The sequence below is a fragment of the Kitasatospora sp. NPDC048239 genome, assembly GCF_043202015.1.
Lineage (GTDB): Bacteria > Actinomycetota > Actinomycetes > Streptomycetales > Streptomycetaceae > Kitasatospora.
Genome location: NZ_JBICZP010000009.1, coordinates 241,323 through 260,913, shown reverse-complemented (window position 1 = coordinate 260,913; position 19,591 = coordinate 241,323). Strand labels below are relative to the sequence as shown.

The 19,591-nt window shown below is 73.6% G+C and carries 21 protein-coding genes and 1 pseudogene; 10 read left to right on the top strand and 12 right to left on the bottom strand.

The features are described from left to right. Positions 1 to 123: 123 nt before the first annotated feature. From ACGFZP_RS24810 to ACGFZP_RS24800, 3 genes are all read right to left on the bottom strand, one after another. Positions 124 to 1,383 (bottom strand): glycerophosphodiester phosphodiesterase, encoded by a 1,260-nt coding sequence (locus ACGFZP_RS24810; protein WP_392936829.1) that lies wholly within the window; start codon positions 1,381 to 1,383, stop codon positions 124 to 126. A 407-nt stretch (positions 1,384 to 1,790) separates the two neighbouring features. After that, positions 1,791 to 2,120 carry a deoxyxylulose-5-phosphate synthase gene (locus ACGFZP_RS24805; protein WP_392936826.1) on the bottom strand — a complete coding sequence of 110 codons (330 nt, stop codon included), beginning with the start codon at positions 2,118 to 2,120 and terminating at the stop codon, positions 1,791 to 1,793. An 83-nt stretch (positions 2,121 to 2,203) separates the two neighbouring features. Next, positions 2,204 to 2,833, bottom strand: a complete 630-nt coding sequence (locus ACGFZP_RS24800) for a class I SAM-dependent methyltransferase (RefSeq protein WP_392936824.1) — start codon at positions 2,831 to 2,833, stop codon at positions 2,204 to 2,206. A 301-nt stretch (positions 2,834 to 3,134) separates the two neighbouring features. Here ACGFZP_RS24800 and ACGFZP_RS24795 point away from each other — a divergent pair, with 301 nt between their 5' ends. From ACGFZP_RS24795 to ACGFZP_RS24785, 3 genes are all read left to right on the top strand, one after another. Next, the gene (locus ACGFZP_RS24795) at positions 3,135 to 3,701 is read left to right on the top strand and encodes a DJ-1/PfpI family protein (RefSeq protein WP_392936821.1); all 567 of its coding nucleotides are present in this window, start codon (positions 3,135 to 3,137) and stop codon (positions 3,699 to 3,701) included. Between the two features lie 265 nt (positions 3,702 to 3,966). Beyond that, a complete protein-coding gene (locus ACGFZP_RS24790; RefSeq protein WP_392936820.1) occupies positions 3,967 to 5,298 on the top strand; it encodes a serine hydrolase domain-containing protein in 1,332 nt (443 codons plus the stop codon). Positions 5,299 to 5,379: 81 nt separating this feature from the next. Next, on the top strand, positions 5,380 to 5,919 hold the full coding sequence (locus ACGFZP_RS24785; RefSeq protein ID WP_392936818.1) for a gamma carbonic anhydrase family protein: 540 nt from the start codon (positions 5,380 to 5,382) through the stop codon (positions 5,917 to 5,919). A gap of 158 nt (positions 5,920 to 6,077) precedes the next feature. On the opposite strand, the gene ACGFZP_RS24780 is transcribed toward ACGFZP_RS24785, so the two are convergent. Continuing rightward, positions 6,078 to 7,358, bottom strand: a complete 1,281-nt coding sequence (locus tag ACGFZP_RS24780; RefSeq protein WP_392936816.1) for an MFS transporter — start codon at positions 7,356 to 7,358, stop codon at positions 6,078 to 6,080. Positions 7,359 to 7,604: 246 nt separating this feature from the next. Here ACGFZP_RS24780 and ACGFZP_RS24775 point away from each other — a divergent pair, with 246 nt between their 5' ends. The 4 genes from ACGFZP_RS24775 to ACGFZP_RS24760 all read left to right on the top strand — a co-directional run bounded on the left by ACGFZP_RS24775 (position 7,605) and on the right by ACGFZP_RS24760 (position 9,553). Further along, entirely contained in the window at positions 7,605 to 7,841 is a 237-nt protein-coding gene (locus ACGFZP_RS24775) for a DUF2277 domain-containing protein (RefSeq protein WP_392936815.1), read from the top strand. A 36-nt stretch (positions 7,842 to 7,877) separates the two neighbouring features. Then, a complete protein-coding gene (locus tag ACGFZP_RS24770) occupies positions 7,878 to 8,114 on the top strand; it encodes a DUF6296 family protein (protein WP_392936813.1) in 237 nt (78 codons plus the stop codon). 49 nt (positions 8,115 to 8,163) lie between these two features. Further along, entirely contained in the window at positions 8,164 to 8,448 is a 285-nt protein-coding gene (locus tag ACGFZP_RS24765) for a DUF427 domain-containing protein (protein WP_392936812.1), read from the top strand. A gap of 181 nt (positions 8,449 to 8,629) precedes the next feature. Further along, a complete protein-coding gene (locus ACGFZP_RS24760) occupies positions 8,630 to 9,553 on the top strand; it encodes a hypothetical protein (protein WP_392936810.1) in 924 nt (307 codons plus the stop codon). 155 nt (positions 9,554 to 9,708) lie between these two features. Here the strand turns inward: ACGFZP_RS24760 and ACGFZP_RS24755 are convergent, their stop codons facing one another. From ACGFZP_RS24755 to ACGFZP_RS24730, 6 genes are all read right to left on the bottom strand, one after another. Then, positions 9,709 to 10,041 carry a hypothetical protein gene (locus ACGFZP_RS24755; protein ID WP_392936807.1) on the bottom strand — a complete coding sequence of 111 codons (333 nt, stop codon included), beginning with the start codon at positions 10,039 to 10,041 and terminating at the stop codon, positions 9,709 to 9,711. A 108-nt stretch (positions 10,042 to 10,149) separates the two neighbouring features. Next, positions 10,150 to 10,311 (bottom strand): hypothetical protein, encoded by a 162-nt coding sequence (locus tag ACGFZP_RS24750; protein ID WP_387948592.1) that lies wholly within the window; start codon positions 10,309 to 10,311, stop codon positions 10,150 to 10,152. 143 nt (positions 10,312 to 10,454) lie between these two features. Then, a complete protein-coding gene (locus tag ACGFZP_RS24745) occupies positions 10,455 to 11,669 on the bottom strand; it encodes a cytochrome P450 (RefSeq protein WP_392936805.1) in 1,215 nt (404 codons plus the stop codon). 150 nt (positions 11,670 to 11,819) lie between these two features. After that, on the bottom strand, positions 11,820 to 12,020 hold the full coding sequence (locus ACGFZP_RS24740) for a ferredoxin (RefSeq protein ID WP_392936802.1): 201 nt from the start codon (positions 12,018 to 12,020) through the stop codon (positions 11,820 to 11,822). A 235-nt stretch (positions 12,021 to 12,255) separates the two neighbouring features. Then, positions 12,256 to 13,797: an ATP-dependent DNA ligase gene (locus tag ACGFZP_RS24735; protein WP_392936800.1), complete on the bottom strand. Its 1,542-nt coding sequence runs from the start codon at positions 13,795 to 13,797 to the stop codon at positions 12,256 to 12,258. 143 nt (positions 13,798 to 13,940) lie between these two features. Continuing rightward, entirely contained in the window at positions 13,941 to 14,567 is a 627-nt protein-coding gene (locus ACGFZP_RS24730; protein ID WP_392936797.1) for a recombinase family protein, read from the bottom strand. On the opposite strand from ACGFZP_RS24730, the gene ACGFZP_RS24725 reads away from it, so the two are divergent. After that, positions 14,560 to 15,642, top strand: coding sequence for a tyrosine-type recombinase/integrase (locus ACGFZP_RS24725; RefSeq protein ID WP_392936794.1), 1,083 nt, complete (start codon positions 14,560 to 14,562; stop codon positions 15,640 to 15,642). The two genes, ACGFZP_RS24730 and ACGFZP_RS24725, sit on opposite strands and share 8 nt — an antisense overlap. Before the next feature lie 255 nt (positions 15,643 to 15,897). On the opposite strand, the gene ACGFZP_RS24720 is transcribed toward ACGFZP_RS24725, so the two are convergent. Further along, on the bottom strand, positions 15,898 to 16,611 hold the full coding sequence (locus ACGFZP_RS24720; protein WP_392936792.1) for a carbon-nitrogen hydrolase family protein: 714 nt from the start codon (positions 16,609 to 16,611) through the stop codon (positions 15,898 to 15,900). Between the two features lie 363 nt (positions 16,612 to 16,974). Between ACGFZP_RS24720 and ACGFZP_RS24715 the strand changes: the two genes are divergently transcribed. Further along, on the top strand, positions 16,975 to 17,478 hold the full coding sequence (locus ACGFZP_RS24715; RefSeq protein ID WP_392936789.1) for a GNAT family N-acetyltransferase: 504 nt from the start codon (positions 16,975 to 16,977) through the stop codon (positions 17,476 to 17,478). A 104-nt stretch (positions 17,479 to 17,582) separates the two neighbouring features. Here the strand turns inward: ACGFZP_RS24715 and ACGFZP_RS24710 are convergent. Beyond that, positions 17,583 to 18,240: pseudogene (locus ACGFZP_RS24710) on the bottom strand (helix-turn-helix transcriptional regulator); the annotation flags it as partial. Positions 18,241 to 18,598: 358 nt separating this feature from the next. Between ACGFZP_RS24710 and ACGFZP_RS24705 the strand changes: the two are divergent. After that, positions 18,599 to 19,588, top strand: coding sequence for a CAP domain-containing protein (locus tag ACGFZP_RS24705; RefSeq protein WP_392936786.1), 990 nt, complete (start codon positions 18,599 to 18,601; stop codon positions 19,586 to 19,588). Positions 19,589 to 19,591 lie beyond the last annotated feature (3 nt).

Below are 19,591 nucleotides of genomic sequence, written 5' to 3'. Positions count from 1 at the left end.
CGCGGGGGGGCGCGCGGGGGGGGGGGCCCCCCCCCGGGGGGGGGCGGGCGGGGGGGGGGGGCGCGGGGGCGGGGGGGGCCCGGGCGGGGCCCCGGGGCGGGGCCACCGCCGTATCCGGGAGCGTCAGTTGACGCCCTTCGCGGCCCAGAAGTCCTGCCGGGCCAGCACGCTGGTGTCGGTCTGGTCGGTGAAGAACCCGTCCACGCCCAGCTCGTAGAGGTAGCAGGCCCACCCGATCGCGTCCCCGTAGGCGTTCGGGTCGGTGCCGCGCCGGTAGTCCACCGGCAGGAAGCCGTTCTCGTTGCGGACCGTGTACGGGTGCAGCAGCAGGTTGGCCGCGTGCGCGTCGCGCACCAGCGTGGTCGGCTGCTGGAGCTTGCCCGTGGCGTCGACGGGCGCGACCAGCTGGGTGGTCGGACCGATGCCGTGCGCGAAGGAGGCGATCCAGCGCAGCCCCGCCGGGGTCACCAGGTCCGCGACCGTGCGCTTGTCCCCGGACAGCACGAAGTCGTACGGCCGGGTGTCCGGGTTGCCCAGCAGCTGGATCCGCGGGTTGTCGACCAGCTTGGCGAGCCGCTGCAGGCTGCTCGGCTCGAAGGACTGCAGGATCGCCTGCCCGCGCTTGCCGGCCAGGCCGGTGCGGCGCAGCTCGTCCGCGAGGCGCTCCTCCAGCGGGAGGCCGATCGAGCGGAAGTAGCTCGGGTGCTTGGTCTCCGGGTAGAGCCAGATGTCCCGGCCGAGCGAGCGCGAGCGCTTCCGGGCGAAGTCGGCCAGCTCGCGGAAGGTCAGGATCTGCCAGCGGCCGTCGTACAGGGTGTTGCGCTGGCGCTGCAGCGGCAGCCGCTCCTTGGCGCGCAGCGTCTTCAGCTCGGCGAGGGTGAAGTCCTCGGTGAACCACCCGGTGAGCGACACGCCGTCGATGGTCTTGGTGGCCTTGCGGCCCGCGAACTCCGGGTGGTCGGCGACGTTGGTGGTCTCCGCGATGTTGTTCTCGTGCCGGATCACCAGGTGGCCGTCCTTGGTCGGCACCAGGTCCGGCTCGATGACGTCCGCGCCCAGCTCCAGCGCCAGCTCGTAGGAGCCGAGGGTCTCCTCGGGGCGGTAGCCGGGGGCGCCGCGGTGGCCGATGATCAGCGGGTGCGGCAGCCGGTCCAGGCCGGTGCCGGTGCGGACCGGCGTGCGGGTGCCGCTCGCGCGGGCGGCTTCGGAGCCGTCGGGCTGCTCGTCGCCGGACGCGGCGAAGGCCTCACCGGCACCCGCGGCGCTGAACGCGGCGGCGCCGAGGCCGACGGCGCCGGTCGCGCGCAGGAACCGGCGGCGCGAGGAGTCGGCGCCCTGGGCGGATTCGGCCGGGCTGCTGCCGTCGAGCGGACGGTTCGTCATGGGTGCTCCTTGCTCGCACTGGTGGCGTGGCGGTCGTGGTCGTCGCCCGCAGACTAGGAGCAGCGGCGCCCCGCCGGGTGGCCGTCGGACGAACTGCGGGAGAAGTTCCGCCCATCCCGCCGCCCCGCCCCGCCCTCGCCGCCCTAGGGCCTCCTTCAGAAGCGGATCAAGTGATGTGTGCGGATCCGGGAGGGCCGTATGCTGCACTCGCAGGAAGGATCCTGGTAGTCAGATCGCCCCCGTTGATCGCCTGCCGGTGACCCGCCACCTGCCACAACGCCCGTTGCTCATCGGCAGAAGCGGCTCCGAGCGAGCCCGTTCCTTGTCCGTCAGATCACCGCGGCCGGTCATGCCCGGTTAACGAGTCGGATGATCGGACAGGCATGGCTGATCTGGTGTGCCAAGGGCTACGGCAGCTCGTGGCGTACCAATGCACGCGCGACCGGTTCACCGGTCGTTCGCGCGTATGCCATCCGCGCGCGCACCTCGCCGAGTGTGCGCGGACGATAGCCGGGGCCGCCACAGCAGCTCTTGTGGAAGCGGACACCGGCATTCAAAAGCACTGACAGGGTCCGCCAGGCAGAGGTGTCGCGCCGCCGTGGCGCTGCGAAGGCGGAGCCCACATGGATCAACGGCTCGCCACAGTGCGGGCAGGGCCGGTCGTGGTCACCGAGGTAGGGCTGCTTGTACGAGGCCCGACAGGGCAGGCAGACATAGGACGTCTTCGCGTGGGCCATGCCGGCCAGAGTACGGCCCGTCCGGGATGGACTCGACCAGGTTTTCGTGACACTCGGCAAGATCGAAGGGGCCGGCCCAAGCCCTAGCGGAGGCGGGCCAGCAAGTGGGCGTCGAGGAAGCCCCGTTCGGAGGCCGGGTCGTGGAGCAGCCGGGCGAACACCTCGAACCCGGCCTGGTCCAGCAGCTCGGCGAAGCGGTCGGCCGGCCAGCTGTAGGCGGGTGTCACCTTGTGGTCGAAGCGGACCGGTTCGGGTCCGTCGGTCGCGAAGAACGAGACCAGCAGCAGGCCGCCCGGAGCCAGGACGCGCGTCTGTTCGGCGAGCAGGGCGGGGAGTTCCCCGGGAGGGGTGTGGATCATCGAGTAGTGGGAGAGCACACCGCCGAGCGCGCCGTCCTCGATCGGCAGGGCCTCCATCCGCGCCTCGTCGAACCGCAGCGCCGGATGGGCCCGCCGGGCGTGGTCGACCATGGCGGGGGAGAGGTCGAGCCCGGAGGCGTCCAGCCCCAGCTCGTTCAGCATGGCCGTCAGATGTCCGGGCCCGCAGCCGACATCGGCCGCCCGGAGGTTTCCCGCCCCGCGCACCAGCTCGGCGAAGATGCCGATCATGTGCCGGGAGAACGGATGCGTCTCCAGCCGATCGGTGAACATCGACGCATAGAGCTCGACGACCCCGTCGTAGGCCGCCCTGGTCTCGTCCTGGTGTTCCACCACGGGGAGGACGGTAACACCGGCCGTTCGCGGGAGTTCTCCCGCCCCCGTGCCGAATCCCGCACCCGTCGTCGCGGAGGCCCTCGGCCGGCAGGACAGGACCACCCGGCTCCGCAAGGAGACCCTGGGGGGGCGCGTGCCGTCCGCCGCCCGCGCGCGCGACCGCTTGCGCGCTGTTACGCACCCGGTGCGCCCTGTTGCGTCGGCTGCGCCGGTGCGGGAGGTTGGTCCACGGCCCGGCCGGGGACCACCGGCGCGGGCTGGAAGCGTGCCTGACGGTCTATCAAGTGGAGGGATGTCGGCGATGGCATCGAAGATCCTGCTCGTCACCGGTGACGCCGCGGAGTCGCTGGAGGTGTTCTACCCCTACCAGCGGCTGCGCGAGGAGGGCTACCAGGTCGACATCGCGGCGCCGACCAGGAAGCGGCTGCAGTTCGTCGTCCACGACTTCGTGGACGACTTCGACACCTACACCGAGAAGCCGGGCTACACCTGGCCCGCCGACGTCGCCTTCGCTGACGTCGACCCGGCCGAGTACGTCGCGCTGGTCATCCCCGGCGGCCGCGCCCCCGAGTACCTGCGCAACAACCCCGAACTGCAGCGGATCGTGCGGCACTTCTTCGAGGGCGACAAGCCCGTCGCGCAGATCTGCCACGGCCCGCTGATCACCGCCGCCGCCGGGGTGCTCTCCGGCCGGCGCAGCGCCGCCTACCCGGCTCTGGAGCCCGATGTGGCGGCGGCCGGCGCCGAGTACGTCGACGGCGAGGCGGTGGTGGACGGTGTGGTCGTCTCGGCCCGTGCCTGGCCGGACCACCCGGCGTGGCTCCGGGCGTTCATCGAGGTGCTGCGGGTCAAGGCGCCGGTCGCCTGACCCCGACCCGCACCAGGGTGCGCGATCCGGGATCCCTCAGGGTCGGTCCAACACCTGAGGCGTAGCGACACGTCGGGAAGTCGCGACCTGGGTCGGATACGGACGATACCTGGGAGTGAGGACCGTGCGTGTACCCGCCTGGCAGCGTGTCAGCTGTCAGGACCGGGTCGGGCGCCGTCGGCGTCCGCCCGCTCGATCGCGGGAGGGCGACATGGCGGGAACGGCAGGAACGGCAGGAACGACGGGAACGGGAACGGCGGGACCAATGGGCGCGGTGGCGGGGGGATCGCCGGGCCGCGGGGGTCGGCGCGGCCTCGCCGCACGGGCGGCGGTGGTCGTCCTCGCGGGAGCGGGCCTGCTGGGCGCGCTCGCCCCGGCGGCAGGTGCGGCGGACGCGCCGGCGCCCTACCAGGTGACGGCGTCCTCCGGCGGCGAGCCCGCCGCCGGCTCCGCACAGCGCGTCGACCGGGCGGCCCTGGACGCCGCCCTGCACGCCATGGTGGGGCCCGGCGGCGCCTCGGCCGCCCTCGCCGGTGTACGGGAGGGCGGCCGGACGGTCTGGACGGGCGCGGCCGGCAGCGCCGACCTCGCCACCGGGGCCCCCGCCTCGGCCGACGGCCGCTTCCGGATCGGCAGCGTGACCAAGACCTTCGTCTCCACCGTCGTCCTCCAACTGGTGTCCGAGCACCGCGTCGGCCTGGACGACACCGTGGAGAGCCGCCTGCCCGGCGCGGTGCCCAACGGCGCCGGCATCACCATCCGCCAACTGCTCAACCACACCAGCGGGTTGTTCAGCTACACCGACGACGCGTCCTTCAACTTCGACGACCCGGCCGTCGTGCGCCAGTGGCTGGCCTCCGGCCGGTGGACGGCGTACCGGCCGGAGCAGCTCGTCGACCTGGCCAACGCGCACCCGCCGTACTTCGCGCCCGGTCAGGGCTGGCACTACTCCAACACCAACTACGTCCTGGCGGGGATGCTGATCGAGCGGACCACCGGTCGCAGTTGGGCCGACGAGGTCGAGCGCCGGATCATCCGGCCGCTGGGCCTGACCGGCACCTCGATGCCCGTCAACTCGCCGTTCATCCCCGGCCCGCACGCCCACGGCTACTACCTGCTCGACACCGGCCCGGTGGACTCCACCCTGTTCAACCCGAGCATGGCCGGCGCGTCCGGCGCGGGGATCTCCACCACCGCCGACCTCACCAGGTTCATCTCCGCGCTGCTCGGCGGGAGGCTGCTCGGCCCGGCCGAACTCGCCGAGATGCAGCGGACCAGCGACATCGGGGACGGTACGAAGTACGGTCTCGGCCTGCAGCGGATGGCCACTCCCTGCGGCGAGTTCTGGGGCCACGGCGGAGGCATCCCCGGCTACAGCACCGTGATGCTCGGCGAGACCGGCGGGCGGCGCCAGTTCGCCGCCTCCGTCAACCCCTACGACCTGTCCCAGCCGGACACCGCCAACGCCGTGTACAACAGCCTGATCCTCACCGGGGCGTGCGCCGGGCGCCCGCCGACCGCCGATGCCGACCCCGCCGACCGGTCCTCGCAGCCCGGCCTGGCCACCCTCGCCGGGGTTGCTGGTCAGATCAACTGACCGCAATCCCGGACACCCGGGCCGACCGAGGTGCCATCATGGCAGGCGCATGATGAACAGTCGCCACCAGGAGGACGAGACATGGCAGAGCCGCTGATCGCCGCAGTCGGGGGCAAGGTGCCCTCCGTCGACCCGACGGCCTTCGTCGCCCCCAACGCCGTCGTGGTGGGGGACGTGACGGTCGGCGCCGGAGCCGGCATCTGGTACGGCGCGGTGCTGCGCGGCGACGCCGAGTCGATCGCGGTCGGCGCCGGAAGCAACATCCAGGACAACTGCACCCTCCACGCCGACCTGGGCTTCCCGCTGGTGGTCGGCGAGCGGATCTCGGTGGGGCACAACGCCGTCCTGCACGGCTGTGTGATCGAGGACGACGTCCTGGTCGGCATGAACTCCACGGTGCTCAACGGTGCCAGGATCGGCGCCGGTTCGCTGGTCGCCGCCGGCGCCGTGGTGCCGCAGGGCATGCAGGTGCCGCCCGGCTCGCTGGTTGCCGGGGTACCGGCCAAGGTCCGCCGGGAGCTGACCGAGGAGGAGCGGGCGGGCATCAAGTTCAACGGCGAGGGCTACCTCCTGCTGGCCGAGGGCCACCGGAGCATCGAGCCCATCGGGCCCGCCGAGTAGGTCCGGACCGGACCCAGCTCCGGACCGGACCTGACGACAGCGGTCACCGTCCAGCGGCGGCTGCCGCCCCCTCCCCGGGAGGCCGGGGGCGGCAGCCGCCCGGAACGAGAGGGCGGCAGCGGCGGGCGGCCCCGCGCCGACGCCGCCTCCTCCGGCGATCAGCCGCGCACGACCGCCTCGGGGTGCACCCCGTCCACTGCGCCCCCGTCCGCCGCGACCCCGCCCTCCGCGACCCCGTCCGCTGCTGGAGCATCCACCGCGGGCACGACCACCGCCGTCGGCCCGGCCGGGTCCGGGCGCCGCCGGTCCGCCGCCCAGGCGACCAGCGCGATGGCCGCACCCGAGGCGGCGAGCCCCGAGCCGACCAGCGTCGGTGACGTCCAGCCCAGTCCGGCGTCCAGGGCCAGCCCGCCGAAGTACGCCCCCTGGGCGTTGGCCAGGTTGAACGCGCCCTGCACGGTCGCCGATGCCAGCGTCGGCGCCTGGCGCGCCTTCTGCAGCACCAGGCTCTGCACGGCGGGGACGATCGCGAACCCGAACATCCCGACCAGCACCACCGTCACCGCCGCCGACCACTCCGCCCGGGCGGTCACCGAGAACAGCGCGAGGGTGGCGGCCAACAGCAGGAAGGCGGCGCAGACGGTCGGGCGTAGCGCACGGTCGGCCGCGTAGCCGCCCACGACGTTGCCGATCGTCATCCCGACGCCGAACAGCGCCAGCACCAGCGTCACCGACCCGGTGGCATACCCGGAGACCTCGGTGAGCAGCGGGGCGATGTAGCTGTAGCAGGCGAAGAAGCCGCCGCAGCCGAAGACCACGGTGCCCAGCGCCAGCCAGAGCTGTCCGCTGCGGAACGCGGACAGCTCGTGCCGCAGGCCCGCCTGCGCGGGGGAGGGCAGCTCCGGCACCAGCCGGGCGATGGCCAGGGTGCCGGCCGCGCCGATGGCGACCACCACGAGCATGGTGGCCCGCCAGCCGAGGTGCTGGCCGAGCAGGGTGGCGGCCGGGACACCGATGATGTTGGCCACGGTGAGTCCGGAGAACATCACGGCGACCGCCCGGGCCCGCCGGTGCGGGGCGACCAGTTCGGCCGCGGCCACCGCCCCGGCGCCGAAGAAGGCGCCGTGCGGCAGCCCGGTGACCAGCCGGGCGGCGGCGAGCGACCAGAAGTCGGGGGCGAGCGCGCACAGCAGGTTGCCGGTCGCGAACAGGCCGGCCAGGGCGACCAGTACGGCCTTGCGCGGCCGCCCGGCGGCGGCCGCGGTGAGCAGCGGGGCACCGATCACCACACCGACGGCGTAGGCGGAGATCAGCCACCCGGCCTGCGGAATGGAGACGTGGAGACTGTCGGCCACCTGGGGGAGCAGCCCCATGGCGGCGAATTCGGTGGTGCCGATGGCGAACGCGGTGACGGCCAGGGCGACCAGCGCGAGAGGCAAGGGGTGACTCCGGGGTGACGCCCGCACGGAGACGGGCAGCGAGAGGGGCCGGCCGGTCGTCGGGCCGGCGGAAGGCGGAGGGAAGAGCGCGCGGAGGTGGAGGTAGGAGCGGGCGGGGCGGGGACGAAGCTGTTTAGTTCGGGCAAAATCCTAATGCCGCCGGGTGTCGCCCCCGTGTTCCGCCCATGGCGGGACGATGACACGACGGGGGTCGCCAGCCGGGCGCCCGCGAGCGAGACTGGGGTCATGTGCCGGAGTATCAAGACGCTGAGACCACCCGTGACGCCCGATGCAGGTGAGGAGGACTTCCGCGCGGCCGCCCTTCAGTACGTACGCAAGGTGTCCGGGTTCCGGGCCCCGGCGGCGCACAACCGGGAGGCCTTCGACCGGGCCGTGGACGACGTCGCCGACGCCACCGCACGGCTGCTCGCCGATTTGGAGGTGCGCGGCGCCCCCGCCCGTACCGCCGATGCCACCGCCTAGAGGGGCGGCGGCCCGGCAGGGACCAGGAGGTCGGTGATGAACCCCGCCAACCGTTACGCGCTCACCTTCCCCGGGACGCCCGGGACCCAGGCCCCGCAGGACGTCGTCGTGGTCACCCGCACCAGCACGAGCGGCCCCGGCGGGCACCCGGTGTACGAGGACGCCAGCGGCATCGTCCGGGCCGAGATCAGCGACGCCGGCGAGGTCCGGATGCTCGCCAGCGGCGGCCACCAGTCCCCGCATCTACCGGTGCACGCCCAGCCGCTGCCCTGAACCTGCCGAACCGCCCCTGCCCGGCCGCGGTGTCGGGCAGAATCGGCGCATGACCACAGCGCGCTGGCAGGGCACGGTCATCGCCGAGAGCGATGACACCACCGTCGTCGAGGGCAACCACTACTTCCCGGCCGATTCCGTCCGGGCGGAGTACCTCCTCCCGTCCGAGACCACCACGGTCTGCGGCTGGAAGGGCACGGCCGAGTACTACACGCTGCAGGTCGACGGCCGGACGAACCCGGACGCGGCCTGGTTCTACGCGGAGCCGGGCCCGGAGGCCGAGCACGTCCGCGGCCGGGTGGCCTTCTGGCGCGGGGTGGAGATCACCGCCTGACCCCGCCGACCCGGATCATCCGGCCGCCCGGACCTCCGCCGAGTCCGGGCGGCCGGAGACCAGACGGCCGGAGACCAGGCTGCCGGAGCCCGGCCGGTCGGCATCCGGGAGGTCGGAGTCCGGGAGGTCGGAGAACGGGGAACAGCGCGTACCGCCGCACCGCACCGGGTACCCGCAGAGCATGGCAATCTTCAGGAAACCGGGACGCTCCGGGCGCGAGGAGCCCACCCCCGAGCTGGTCGCCGAGGAACTGGCCGAACTGGTCGAGGAGCTCGAGCCCGGCAAGCCAGGCGAGGCCCTGGACCGGCAGGTCGCCGAGCACGGGGCCGAGCGCGGGCGGCGGCGGGGAGCGGCCCTGATCGCCTCCATCAGCCGAATGATCGGCACCGGCGGCCGGGCCGCCGCGCGGGGCGCCACGTTGGGCGGCCGGGCCCTCGCCGACCAGCTGGTGCACGCCGCACCGCGCATCCCGGTCCGTAGCCTGGCCACCCTGCGGGCCCAGCATCCGGCCGCCACGGACGCCGACCAGCTGGCCGATCTGCTGGTCACCGGCGCCTGCCGGGCCTCCGGCGCCCTGGGCGCGGGGGTGGGCGCCGCCGCGATGCTCCCGGTGCCGCCCGCGATGCCGGTGGAGATCGCCGCCGAGACCCTCGCCGTGGCGGCCATCGAGATCAAGCTGATCGCCGAGCTCCACGAGGCCTACGGACTGCCGGCCACCGGCACGGCCGCCCAGCGGGCCTCCGCCTACGTCGCGGCCTGGGCCAACCGCCGGGGCATCGACGCCAACGTGCTGGTCAGACCGGCCGGCTTCGCCGCGATGGCGCTCGGCTCCGAGGTCCGCCAACAGGTGCGCAAGCGGCTCGCCCGCAGCTCGCTGCGCCGCCTGCCCTCGCTGACCCCGCTGCTGGTGGGCGCCGGCATCGGTGCCACGGTGAACCGGCGCGAAACCCGCAGACTGGCCCGCGACGTCCGCAAGGACCTGCGCTCACGCCGCCCGGCCGACCCGTCCTACTGGTCCGCCGCCGCGGCCACCACCATCGTCAGCACCGACCCGGGCCGCCTGGACCGGAACCAACCCGACCCGGCCCGGCTCGACCGCGACTGAACCGACCGCGGACCCGGGGCCGACGCGAACCGACCCGGGCCCGAACCGACCCAGGGGCCGAACCGACTCAGGCCCGAACCGACCCCGGGGCCGGCCCGAGGCGAATCGGGTCGGCCCCGGAGAGCAGATCGGTCGGACCGGGCCCAAGAGGCCCCTCAGGGAGCGGACGGGGCGCCCGCACCCCGACCGGCCTTGACGCCGTTCACCATCGCCTGGTGGATCGCCCGGGCCGTGATCTCGTCCACCGCCCGGACGGGGCTCCCGTTCACGGTGTACCAGTCCAGCGCTCCCGTGTACTGCACGGTCAGCCGGGCCTCGCCGTCCACCCAGGTGGTGTGCACGGTGAGGTCGCCGGAGATCGGGCCGACCTCGTCGGTGGTGACCCCGCCCGGTCCGCTGATGATCGACTGTGTGGTCCAGGTGGCCCACGAGGCCCGCGGGTCCTCCGGTGGCCTGGTCTGCTGCTCGCCCTGCTGCTGCTCGCTCATACACTCATCCTCCCTCGCCCGTCCGCCGCCGCCAGGGCAGCGACACCGGCGGTCGCGGAGGCCGCCCGGTGCCGGGCGGCCTCGTGGCAACTCGTGTGTCGCGGACGGTCAGCCGGTGGCCCCCGGTTCGTCGAGGGCGTCGCCCTCGGCCTGGGAGGTCTCCTGCGCGTGGAGGTTCTGCATCGAGGTGATGCCCTCCTCGGGGTCGGCCGCGCGAACGTCCTCGTCCTGGTCGACGCTTACCTCGGACCGTGCGCTCATGTCGGTCATCGCGGGCTCCGTCTCCTCGGCCGGCCGGGGCGCGCCGTCGCGTCGGGCGGCGGCCGGGCCGGGTCTGTCTGTCGCCCCTCCAGCCTGCCTCCGTGCCCGCGTCAGGGCCAACCGGGCTCCCCGGCGCCGGCGCGCGGACGGCCTCACCAGGCGACCGGCAGCGCCTCCACCCCGGAGATGATCGCGTCCGGGCGGTAGACCAGGTCGCTCTCCGGTACCGCGAGCCGCAGCCCGGGCAGCCGCCTGAACAGGGTGGCGAGCGCGATCTGCAGCTCGGCCCGGGCCAGCGGCTGGCCGAGGCACTGGTGCACGCCGAAGCCGAAGGCCAGATGCCGCCGGGCGTCCCGGTCCAGGTCCAGCTCGTCGACCGGCAGACGGTCCGGGGCGCCGAACAGCGCCTCGTCCCGGTTGGCGGTGGACAGCATCGCGATCACCCCCTCGCCGGCCCGGACCAGCGTGCCGCCCAGCTCGACGTCCTCCACGGCCAGCCGGGGCAGGCCGGTGTGGACGATGGTGAGGTGGCGCAGCAGCTCCTCCACGGCGCCGGGCACCGCCGCCGGGTCGGCCAGCCGGGCGGCCTGCTCCGGGTGGCGCAGCAGCAGGATGGTGGAGAGCGCGGTCATGTTGGCGGTGGTCTCGTGCCCGGCGATCAGGAGCAGCAGACCGGTCGAGGCGATCTCCCGCAGGCTGAGGTCGTCCCGGGCGGCGAGCCGGCTGAGGATGTCCTCGCCCGGGTGCTCGCGCTTGTGCGCGGCCAGGCCGCCGAGGTAGTCCAGCAGCTCGCCCTGGGCCCGGCGGGCCTCGGGCTCCTGCGCCGTGATGCTCACGATGACGCGGCTCAGCGACTGGAACATCTCCCGGTCCTCGTACGGGACGCCGAGCAGCAGGCAGATCACCAGCGAGGGCACCGGCAGCGCGAAACCGGCGACCAGGTCGGCGGGGGAGCCCTGCCCGGTCATCCGGTCGATCGACTCGTCCACGATCTGCTGGATCTCGGGGCGCAGCGCCTCGACCCGCTTGACCAGGAAGTCCCCGGTGACCATGCGGCGCAGCCGGGCGTGCTCCGGGTCGTCGAGGCGGATGAAGCTGGGGTTGGCGGCGACGAGCTCGCGCCGGTCGGGGGTGAGGAAGGGGAACTCGGGCCGACGGGCGTCGGCGCTGAACCGGCGGTCCGCGAGGACGGTGCGCACCTCCTGGTAGCCGGTCACCAGCCAGCAGGAGGAGCCGTCGATCAGCTCGGCGCGGGTGACGGGGCCGGTGCGGGCCGCCTCGGTGTAGGCGGACGGCGGGCTGAAGGGGCAGCCGCCGGAGCGGGTGGCGGGCAGCAGCAGGGCGGGGGCGGTGGGTGTGCTCGTCAAGGTGGGGTCTCCTTGCGTGGCAGACGGATTGGCGTGGCGCACGGCTCGGCCGGCCGGCCTGGCCCGGCCCTGAGGCGGGTCGGACGGACCGGTCTCAGGGCCTCTCATTCGGATCGCGCCGGGTGGTCGACGTGATCCGAAAGAGAGGACCTAGGCGTCCTCGGTGACGGTGATCGCGCCGCCGGGGCAGAGCTGGGAGGCGAGCCGGACGTCGGCGAGGTGTTCCGGCGCGACGCTGCTCCGGCGAAGTCTCACCAGACCGTCGTGGTCGCCCTGTTCGAAGATCTCCGGCACGGTCACGACGCACTGGCCGGAGCTGCAGCAGCGGTCCTGGTCGATGCTCACCTGCATGGGACGGACACCTCTCACTGGTGTGGCACCGGATCACCCGGGCCGCTCGGCCCCCCGTTGTCGCCCCCGTTGGATCCCTCGGTTGCTGATACCAACCTAACCGCCGCTCTGTCGCACACGAAGGGTGCGGCGCCGGGATCGCGCAGAATGGCCGATTTCGCTCGCATTGTGAATACCGCAGGGACGTAGGTGATGTGAGGGTCCGTCATCTCCTGATCGCAGTACCCCGACTTGATCACAGTCCTTCGGCGGCCGCGATCTCCCGGACGGCGGCGACGGTGTCCGCCTCGTCCGGCTGCTTGTCCGGCCGGTAGCGCAGCACCCGGGCGAACCGCAGGGCGAGCCCGGCGGGGTAGCGGGGGCTGCGCTGAACGCCGTCGAACGCGATTTCCACGACGAGTTCCGGCCGTACCCGCACGGTGTAGGCGTCCCGTTCGGTCTCGCGGGCGAGCAGCTGTTCGGTCTGCCAGGCGAGCGTCTCGTCGGTCAGGCCCTTGAAGGTCTTGCCGAGCATCACCCACGGGCCGAGGCCGGGCTCGCCCGCCGCGCGGGCCCCGAGGTGCAGGTTGCTGAGGAGCCCGCGCCGCCGTCCGCTGCCCCACTCGGCGGCGAGGACGACCAGGTCCAGGGTGTGCCGGGGCTTGACCTTGATCCAGCCGGCGCCGCGCCGCCCGGCCGCGTAGGCGGCCGTCGGATCCTTCACCAGGACGCCCTCGTGGCCGAGCGCCAGGGTCTCCCGGAAGAACGCCAGCGCCTGTGCCCGGTCCCCGGTCTCGGTCCGGGCGACCAGGTGCCCGGCCGGCACTGCCTCGGCCAGGGCGGCCCAGCGCTCCCGGCCGGGGTGGTCCACCAGGTCGTCGCCGTCGCGGTGCAGCAGGTCGAAGAAGTAGACGCTGAGCGGTACTTCGGCGCGCAGCCGGTCGAGGTCCTGGCGGGTGGCGGTGCGGGCGGCGGTCTCCTGGAACGGGCGCGGGCGGCCGTCGGGGCCGAGGGCGATCGCCTCGCCGTCCAGCACCGCCGCGTTCACCGGCAGGGCGAGCGCCGCCTCGACCACCTCGGGCACCCGGGCGGTGATGTCGTCCAGGCCGCGGGTGAACACCGCCACGTCCGGGCCGTTGCGGTGCACCTGGACGCGGATGCCGTCGAGCTTCCACTCCAGCGCGGCCGGACCGGTCCGCTCCAGCGCCGCGGCCACGTCCGGGGCGGAGCCGGCGAGCATCGGCCGGACCGGGCGGCCCACCTCCAGGCGGAAGGCGTCCAGCGCGGGCACCCCGGCGGTCAGCGCCGCCTCGGCCACCGCGCGGGCCGATCCCCGGAACATCAGGGCCCGCCGGACGGCCGCCGCCGGCACCCCGGCGGCCTGAGCGACGGCGTCCGCCACCACCGCGTCCAGGGCGCCCTGGCGCAGGTCGCCGACCAGGACGGCCCGCAGGAACGCCTGCTCGACGTCGGTGGCCTGGTCGAACAGCCCGGCGAGCAGCCGCCGGCGCTCGGCCTGCGCGCCCGAGCCGTGCACGGCGGCGATCCGCTCCAGCGTGAGTTCGGCCTCCCGGACGCCGAGGGACGGCTCGGCGGCGGGCGGCGGCAGGTCGCGCAGGGCGGCCGGGCCGATGCCGGTGCGCAGCCGGTGCGACTCGCCGGAGAGCAGTGCCACCGCCGCCGGCGCCTCGGCCGGACCGAGCTCGCGCAGGCAGTCCGCGAGCAGCGTGGTCTTGGCCCGGCGGCCGGACTCGGCGGCGACCGCGCGGGAGGTCAGGGCCAGGTGCCGGAGCAGCATGCGGGGACTCCTCGGGTGCAGGGCGGTAGGTGCGGGACGGCGGGTTCGGCGGAGCGGCGGGGGAACCGGGGGTCCAGCCAGGATGCCTGCAAAAGGGGCCATGAAGTGATCTTGGTGGGGTAAAGCACCCGGTCGGAGTCGCCTCAGGCGGCTGGGAGGGTGGCGAAGTCTGCGTGGGCCGCCTCGACGGCTTCGGGGTACGCCTGGCGCCTCTCGTGCTCGGCCAGCTCCCGGTAGCTGCCGGCCAGGCCCGGGCTCTGCCCCTTGCGCTTGCCGGTGGGGATGGTCAGGTCCGGGCGGATCTGATCGACGGACTCGCCCGCCGCCCGGCGCCGCAGCACGGTGTGCAGCATGTCGTCGGTGATCACGGCCGGTCGGCCGCCGTGCCTGCCCTTGCGGGCGGCGGCGTCGAGTCCTTCGAGGGTGCCTTCGCGGATGCTCTCGCGCTCGGTCTCGGCCATCGCGGTGAAGAACCCGAAGAGCATCCGGCCCGGGCCGCCGTCCGCGCCCGGGGTGCCGGTCTCGGGTGCGGCCGGGGGCGGGGTGCCGGGTCGCCAGGGCTGGCCCGGGCCGCGATCGGCCGGAGTCGGCACACGCAGCAGCCTGGCGAGCCGGGGCACCTTCTTGAAGCGGCCGGTGTGGTGGATCCCGGCGACCGTGCCCGCGCGCGAGCGGCAGGGTGAACCGGGCTGGACGCCGCAGCGTGGGCAGTCGTGGCGCTCGACGTCGTCGGCGGCGCTCTCGATGGTGCCCTGAGGGTATGTGAGCACCTACCCGTGGCACCGGACGCCGGCGATGGTCGACGAGTGGCTCGGTGACCTGTGCTCGTTGAGGGATCTGCGCCGTTCCACGATCCGGTCCTACTCGGAGGCGGTCCGGGCGTTCTGCCACTTCGTCACCGACCCGCTCTGTGACTGGGCGGCCACGTGCGAGGAGCGGTTCGGCACCCACCCGGTCCAGGTCGTGCATGAGTGGAACACCGCGGTGCACGTCCAGGACAACGAGGCCGACGCGAAGAAGCGGGCGTGCACCAAGGCCGAGCTGCACGCGTTCTTGGAGCACTGCGACGACGAGGTCGCCCGGATCAGGGCCTTCGGCCGCAAGGGCTGGCTGCCCGCGTTCCGCGACGCCACCCTGTTCAAGACCGCCTACGCCTACGGGCTGCGGCGCAACGAGACACGGATGCTCGACGCCGCCGACTTCGGCCGCAACCCGCACGGCGCCGGGTTCGGCCGCTGTCAGGTCCGCTTCGGCAAAGCCAAGAAGTGCTCACCGCCCAAGCGCCGCGGCGTGCTGACCGTGTTCGGCTGGACCTCTGATGTCCTGGACGAATGGTTCACCGAGGTCCGCCCGCTGCTGGGCACTGACGGCAACCCGGCAGCTTGGCCGTCCGAACGAGGGCTGCGGATCGGCTGCCAGCGCATCAACTCCCGCTTCATCACCTACCGCAAGGCCCTGGGCCTGGACGACGGACTGGACTACCACTCCTTCCGAAGGTCCTACGTCACCCACCTCATCGAGGACGGCTGGGACCCCCGCTTCGTCCAGGAACAAGTCGGTCACGAGGACACCAGCACCACGTCCATCTACACCTGCGTCTCCTCAGACTTCCGCACCCGCACCCTGCGCCGGCACCTGGCCGGACGGATACGTCTGGCGGACCTGCTCGGACCGTGCGGTGCGAACGCGAGGCACCTGCCCAGGATGCGCCCAGGACCGTGCCATCCCCGGGCGTCACCCCGTCGACGGCTCCGCGATCTGCACGACCTGCGCCGGCCTCTCCCAGACCTTCGACTGCTCGCGCTGCGGCTTCGAGGGGAAACTGCTGGGCGGACGGCTCTGTGAACGCTGCACACTCACCGACCGGCCGACCATTCTCCTGGACGACGGCACCGGCCGCGTCCGGCCCGCACTGACGCCCTTGTGGTCAGCGATGGAAGGGAGCTGGCGAGCTACGTCATAGACAGTCACGTGCTGATCCAACCGGATGCCCCTGACATGCAGAATCTTCCCCACGGCTGTCACGCTCAGTAGCAGGGCCGGAGTGAGGTGGGTAAACTCGCGACGGTTGAATACGCGAGCCGCCAGTAGACCGCCGGTTCAGCCGACCTCGGCGAGCACGTGGCCCGGTGCCTCGGTGCCCGCGTCGGCGGTCCGTTCGCCGTCCGGGCCCCAGGCGCCGGCGGCGCCGCAGCCAACGCCGTCCTCGTTGGTGCCGAGGACGTTGCCGAGCACCACGTGGAGACCGAACTCCCGGGCCCGCACCGGATAGACCTTCTCGAACGAGTCGTTGTCGGCGGAGAGCACCGAGCTCGCCAGATAGACGGTGCAGCCGTCGGCGGCGGCCCGCTCGGCGAGCTCCGGGAAGCGGTTGTCGTAGCACGTGGCCAGTGCGAACCGGGTGCCCTCCAGCTCGAAGCGGCCGTCCCGGCCGCCCGCTGCGAAGACCTCCTGCTCGATGCCGTACAGGTGCTGCTTGTCGTACCGGGTGAGGAGTCCGCCATCCGGGCCGATGACGAGCGAGGCAACCGTGGGTCGGCCCTCCGCCGTGTGCACGGGACCGTTGACGACCGCCGCTGCCGAGACGGCGCGGCACGCCTCCCGTACGGGTTCGAGGCGGGCGTCGTCCTCGGTGAGGACGACGCCGGGGGTGTCCCGGATCAGCGTCGGCTCGTAGCCGGTCACGGCGAGCTCGGCGAAGACGACCATGCGGGCGCCCGCGGCCCCGGCGGCCCGGATCAGCCCGGCGATGGTACGGACGTTGGCGTCGATGTCCCCGGCGACCGGGGCGAACTGGGTGGCTGCGACGATCATGGCCCCCATCATCGCCGCCGACCGGGTCGCGGGAAACCCCGGGGCCCCCCACCGTACGAGAACCCGCTGGAGATCACGGAAAGTCACTACCGCGCTCAGCAACACCGACAACTCGCGACAGTTCAATACGCGAGCCCACCAGTACTGAACCCCTACCGGACGGCGGGGGCGCGGGATGTCCGGCATCGGTGGCCGGGAGCAGCGCGGACGGCAGGACACGCGCCGCCGACACTCTGGAGCGGGGTGGCCGCCGACTTGTCCACCGCGTCGATCTCCGGTGATCCGACGGACCGTCATGCTGTGCCGGTACCAGGCGCGGCACCAGGCCGTCCGCCGACTGTGTCCCCCCGCCCGGAGGCCGAGATGACGCCCACGCCCAGCAGCACCACCACCGCCGCCGCCACCACCGCCCCCTGGACGGTCACCCCGCCGGAGAGCGAGGACTTCGCCGCCTGGCGCGAGCTCTTCCGCGGGTACTGCACCTTCTACAAGGTGCCGATGCCGGAGGAGAAGGCCGAACTGGTGTGGTCCTGGCTCACCGATCCGGCCCACGAGCTGGAGGGCCTGCTGGTCCGCGGCGCCGACGGCACCCCGGTCGGGCTGGCGCACTACCGGCCGTTCTCACGCCCCCTGCACGGCGCGGTCGGCTGCTACCTGGACGACCTCTTCGTCGCCCCGGCGGCCCGCGGAGGCGGCGCGGTGGACGAACTGCTCGCCCGGCTGCGGGCGATCGCCGCCGCCCGTGGCTGGAACGTGGTCCGGTGGATCACCGCCGACGACAACCACCGGGCCCGCTCCAAGTACGACCAGGTCGCCACCCGGACGATGTTCGTCACCTACGACATGGCCCCCGAGCAGACGCCGTAGCAGGCGCGCGGTGCGACGCGGCTCGGTCGGCCCAGGGGCTCCCTGCTGACGGAGGTCGCCGAGCTGGACGACGTCCGCAGACTCGGCCTGCCCCGAAGATCCGTTCACCGACTCGGAGAAGGGCCTGCCGGATGGGCGCCCGGTGTGTGGCCGAAGGCGCGCCGGAAGACGTCGATGAACGCGCCGGCCGACGACCAGCCGCAGCGGTGTGCCACCGTCGTCACCGGTTCCCTCTCGGCCAGCAGGACCAGTGCGCGCTGAAGCCGCAGCTGGGTGCGCCACCGGGGAAAGGTCATGCCGAGGTCGCTGCGGAACAGCCGGGACAGCGTGCGGCCACTCGCCCCGACCTGGCGGCCCAGCTCGGCAAGGGTGCGGGAATCGGCCGGATCGGCCGGCAGGATCTCGTACAGCGTGCGCAGCAGGAGCGTTGCCGGCGTGGGCAGGTGGAGCGGCTCCTGGGGGTGGGGCCCGTAGCTGGTCGAGGGGGAGGATCGCGCGCAGCCGGGTCCGCTCCGGGCTGTCGTCGCCGGGTCTGCGGGTGTAGGCGATGATCAGTTCGCGCAGCAGCGGGCCGACGGCCAGCACGGTCGGTGCGTCGAGGCCGAGCGGGTCGTCGGTCGCGGGCAGCCCCACGAGATGCAGTTCGAGTTCCCCGTGGGCCTGGTGGGCATGGGGAACGAGCTGGGGCGGGTTCGAAAGCCTGGTCATGCCCGCGGTGCCCCACCACCTGCGGGCCCTCGCCGCCCCGGCGGACGCACCCCGACTGATCCGCTTCCACATCGGACTGGAAGGCCCCAAGGACCTCTGCGACGACCTGGCCTCAGCACTTGCCGCCGTACACGGCGGCGGAGACACCGACAGCAGTCCTCAAGAAACCATCCCGAGCCCAAGGCGTGCCACGGGTTCCTCGCACCTGGCGGGCGAGGGATAGAGTCCGGGGCCTCGAACCAGGCCCCGGAGCAGGTGCCGGGCCAGGCCGGGCGGCCGACCGGGACCCCGCCCGCGAGCGGTCCGATCGCGCACGGAAAACTCGTACGTACTTTTTGTTATCGGCACGCCGCACCGAGGTCTCCCAGGTGTCGGCACCACTTCGGCCGACCCGAACAGGAAGCGTGTGCGGGTGAACAGCGAAGACAGGACGACCATCCTCCCGGCCGCCGGCCGATCCGGCGGCCGCGCCGAGCGCCGGGCCGCCGAGGCCAGGGGCCGTCGGCGCGGGAACCGGGGCCGTCGCCGCGGCGGCATCGGACCGCTGACCGCGGTGGTGGCGGCCGTGGCCGGCACCGGGGTGATCGGCGCGATCGCCGGCGCCGGATTCGCGGTCTACGGCGGGGCGGAGAACACCTCGGACCAGAGCGCGGTGGCCTTCGAGCCGCAGATCGCCGCCGAGGCGGGCACCCACGAGGGCATCCAGGTGCCCGGCGCCTCGGGTGTCGACCCGAGCGCCCTCGCCGCGCCGGGCGCCTCCCCGTCCGCCACCGACCTGGCGCAGGCCGCGCCGGCACCGGCCTCCGCGTCCGCCTCCGCCACCACGCCCACCGCCACGGGCACGACCGCGGGCCCGTCCACGCCCGCGGCGAGCCCCTCCCCGACGGCCAAGCCGACGACCTCGCCGAGTCCGACCGGCTCCGCCCGGCCGACCACCGCCACCAAGTCGGCGAGCGGCGGCGCCACCACCACGGCCGCCACGCCCCCGAAGACCGCCACGCCGGCGAGCGGCACCGCCGCCCAGTACGCCCAGCAGGTGGTCGACCTGGTCAACGCCCAGCGGGCCCAGCACGGCTGCGGCCCGGTCACCGCCGAACCGCGCCTGGCGGCCGCCGCGCAGGGCCACAGCGAGGACATGGCCGACCGCAACTACTTCGACCACGCCAGCCCCGAGGGCTACCACGCCGACCACCGGATCGAGGCGAACGGCTACCGCTGGAGCACCTGGGGCGAGAACATAGCCCGCGGCCAGAAGGACCCGGCCGCCGTCATGGACGCCTGGATGAACAGCGCCGGCCACCGCGCCAACATCCTCAACTGCGCCTTCAAGGAGCTCGGCGTGGGCGTCCGCACCGGCTCCGGCGGCCCCTGGTGGACCCAGGTCTTCGCGGCCCCCGCGTGACCC

Coding starts and splice junctions, on each gene's coding strand:
- ACGFZP_RS24810 (WP_392936829.1), bottom strand. CDS start 1,383: ATGACGAACCGTCCGCTCGACGGCAGCAGCCCGGCCGAATCCGCCCAG.
- ACGFZP_RS24805 (WP_392936826.1), bottom strand. CDS start 2,120: ATGGCCCACGCGAAGACGTCCTATGTCTGCCTGCCCTGTCGGGCCTCG.
- ACGFZP_RS24795 (WP_392936821.1), top strand. CDS start 3,135: ATGGCATCGAAGATCCTGCTCGTCACCGGTGACGCCGCGGAGTCGCTG.
- ACGFZP_RS24790 (WP_392936820.1), top strand. CDS start 3,967: ATGGGCGCGGTGGCGGGGGGATCGCCGGGCCGCGGGGGTCGGCGCGGC.
- ACGFZP_RS24785 (WP_392936818.1), top strand. CDS start 5,380: ATGGCAGAGCCGCTGATCGCCGCAGTCGGGGGCAAGGTGCCCTCCGTC.
- ACGFZP_RS24775 (WP_392936815.1), top strand. CDS start 7,605: ATGTGCCGGAGTATCAAGACGCTGAGACCACCCGTGACGCCCGATGCA.
- ACGFZP_RS24770 (WP_392936813.1), top strand. CDS start 7,878: ATGAACCCCGCCAACCGTTACGCGCTCACCTTCCCCGGGACGCCCGGG.
- ACGFZP_RS24765 (WP_392936812.1), top strand. CDS start 8,164: ATGACCACAGCGCGCTGGCAGGGCACGGTCATCGCCGAGAGCGATGAC.
- ACGFZP_RS24760 (WP_392936810.1), top strand. CDS start 8,630: ATGGCAATCTTCAGGAAACCGGGACGCTCCGGGCGCGAGGAGCCCACC.
- ACGFZP_RS24755 (WP_392936807.1), bottom strand. CDS start 10,041: ATGAGCGAGCAGCAGCAGGGCGAGCAGCAGACCAGGCCACCGGAGGAC.
- ACGFZP_RS24750 (WP_387948592.1), bottom strand. CDS start 10,311: ATGACCGACATGAGCGCACGGTCCGAGGTAAGCGTCGACCAGGACGAG.
- ACGFZP_RS24740 (WP_392936802.1), bottom strand. CDS start 12,020: ATGCAGGTGAGCATCGACCAGGACCGCTGCTGCAGCTCCGGCCAGTGC.
- ACGFZP_RS24735 (WP_392936800.1), bottom strand. CDS start 13,797: ATGCTGCTCCGGCACCTGGCCCTGACCTCCCGCGCGGTCGCCGCCGAG.
- ACGFZP_RS24720 (WP_392936792.1), bottom strand. CDS start 16,611: ATGATCGTCGCAGCCACCCAGTTCGCCCCGGTCGCCGGGGACATCGAC.
- ACGFZP_RS24715 (WP_392936789.1), top strand. CDS start 16,975: ATGACGCCCACGCCCAGCAGCACCACCACCGCCGCCGCCACCACCGCC.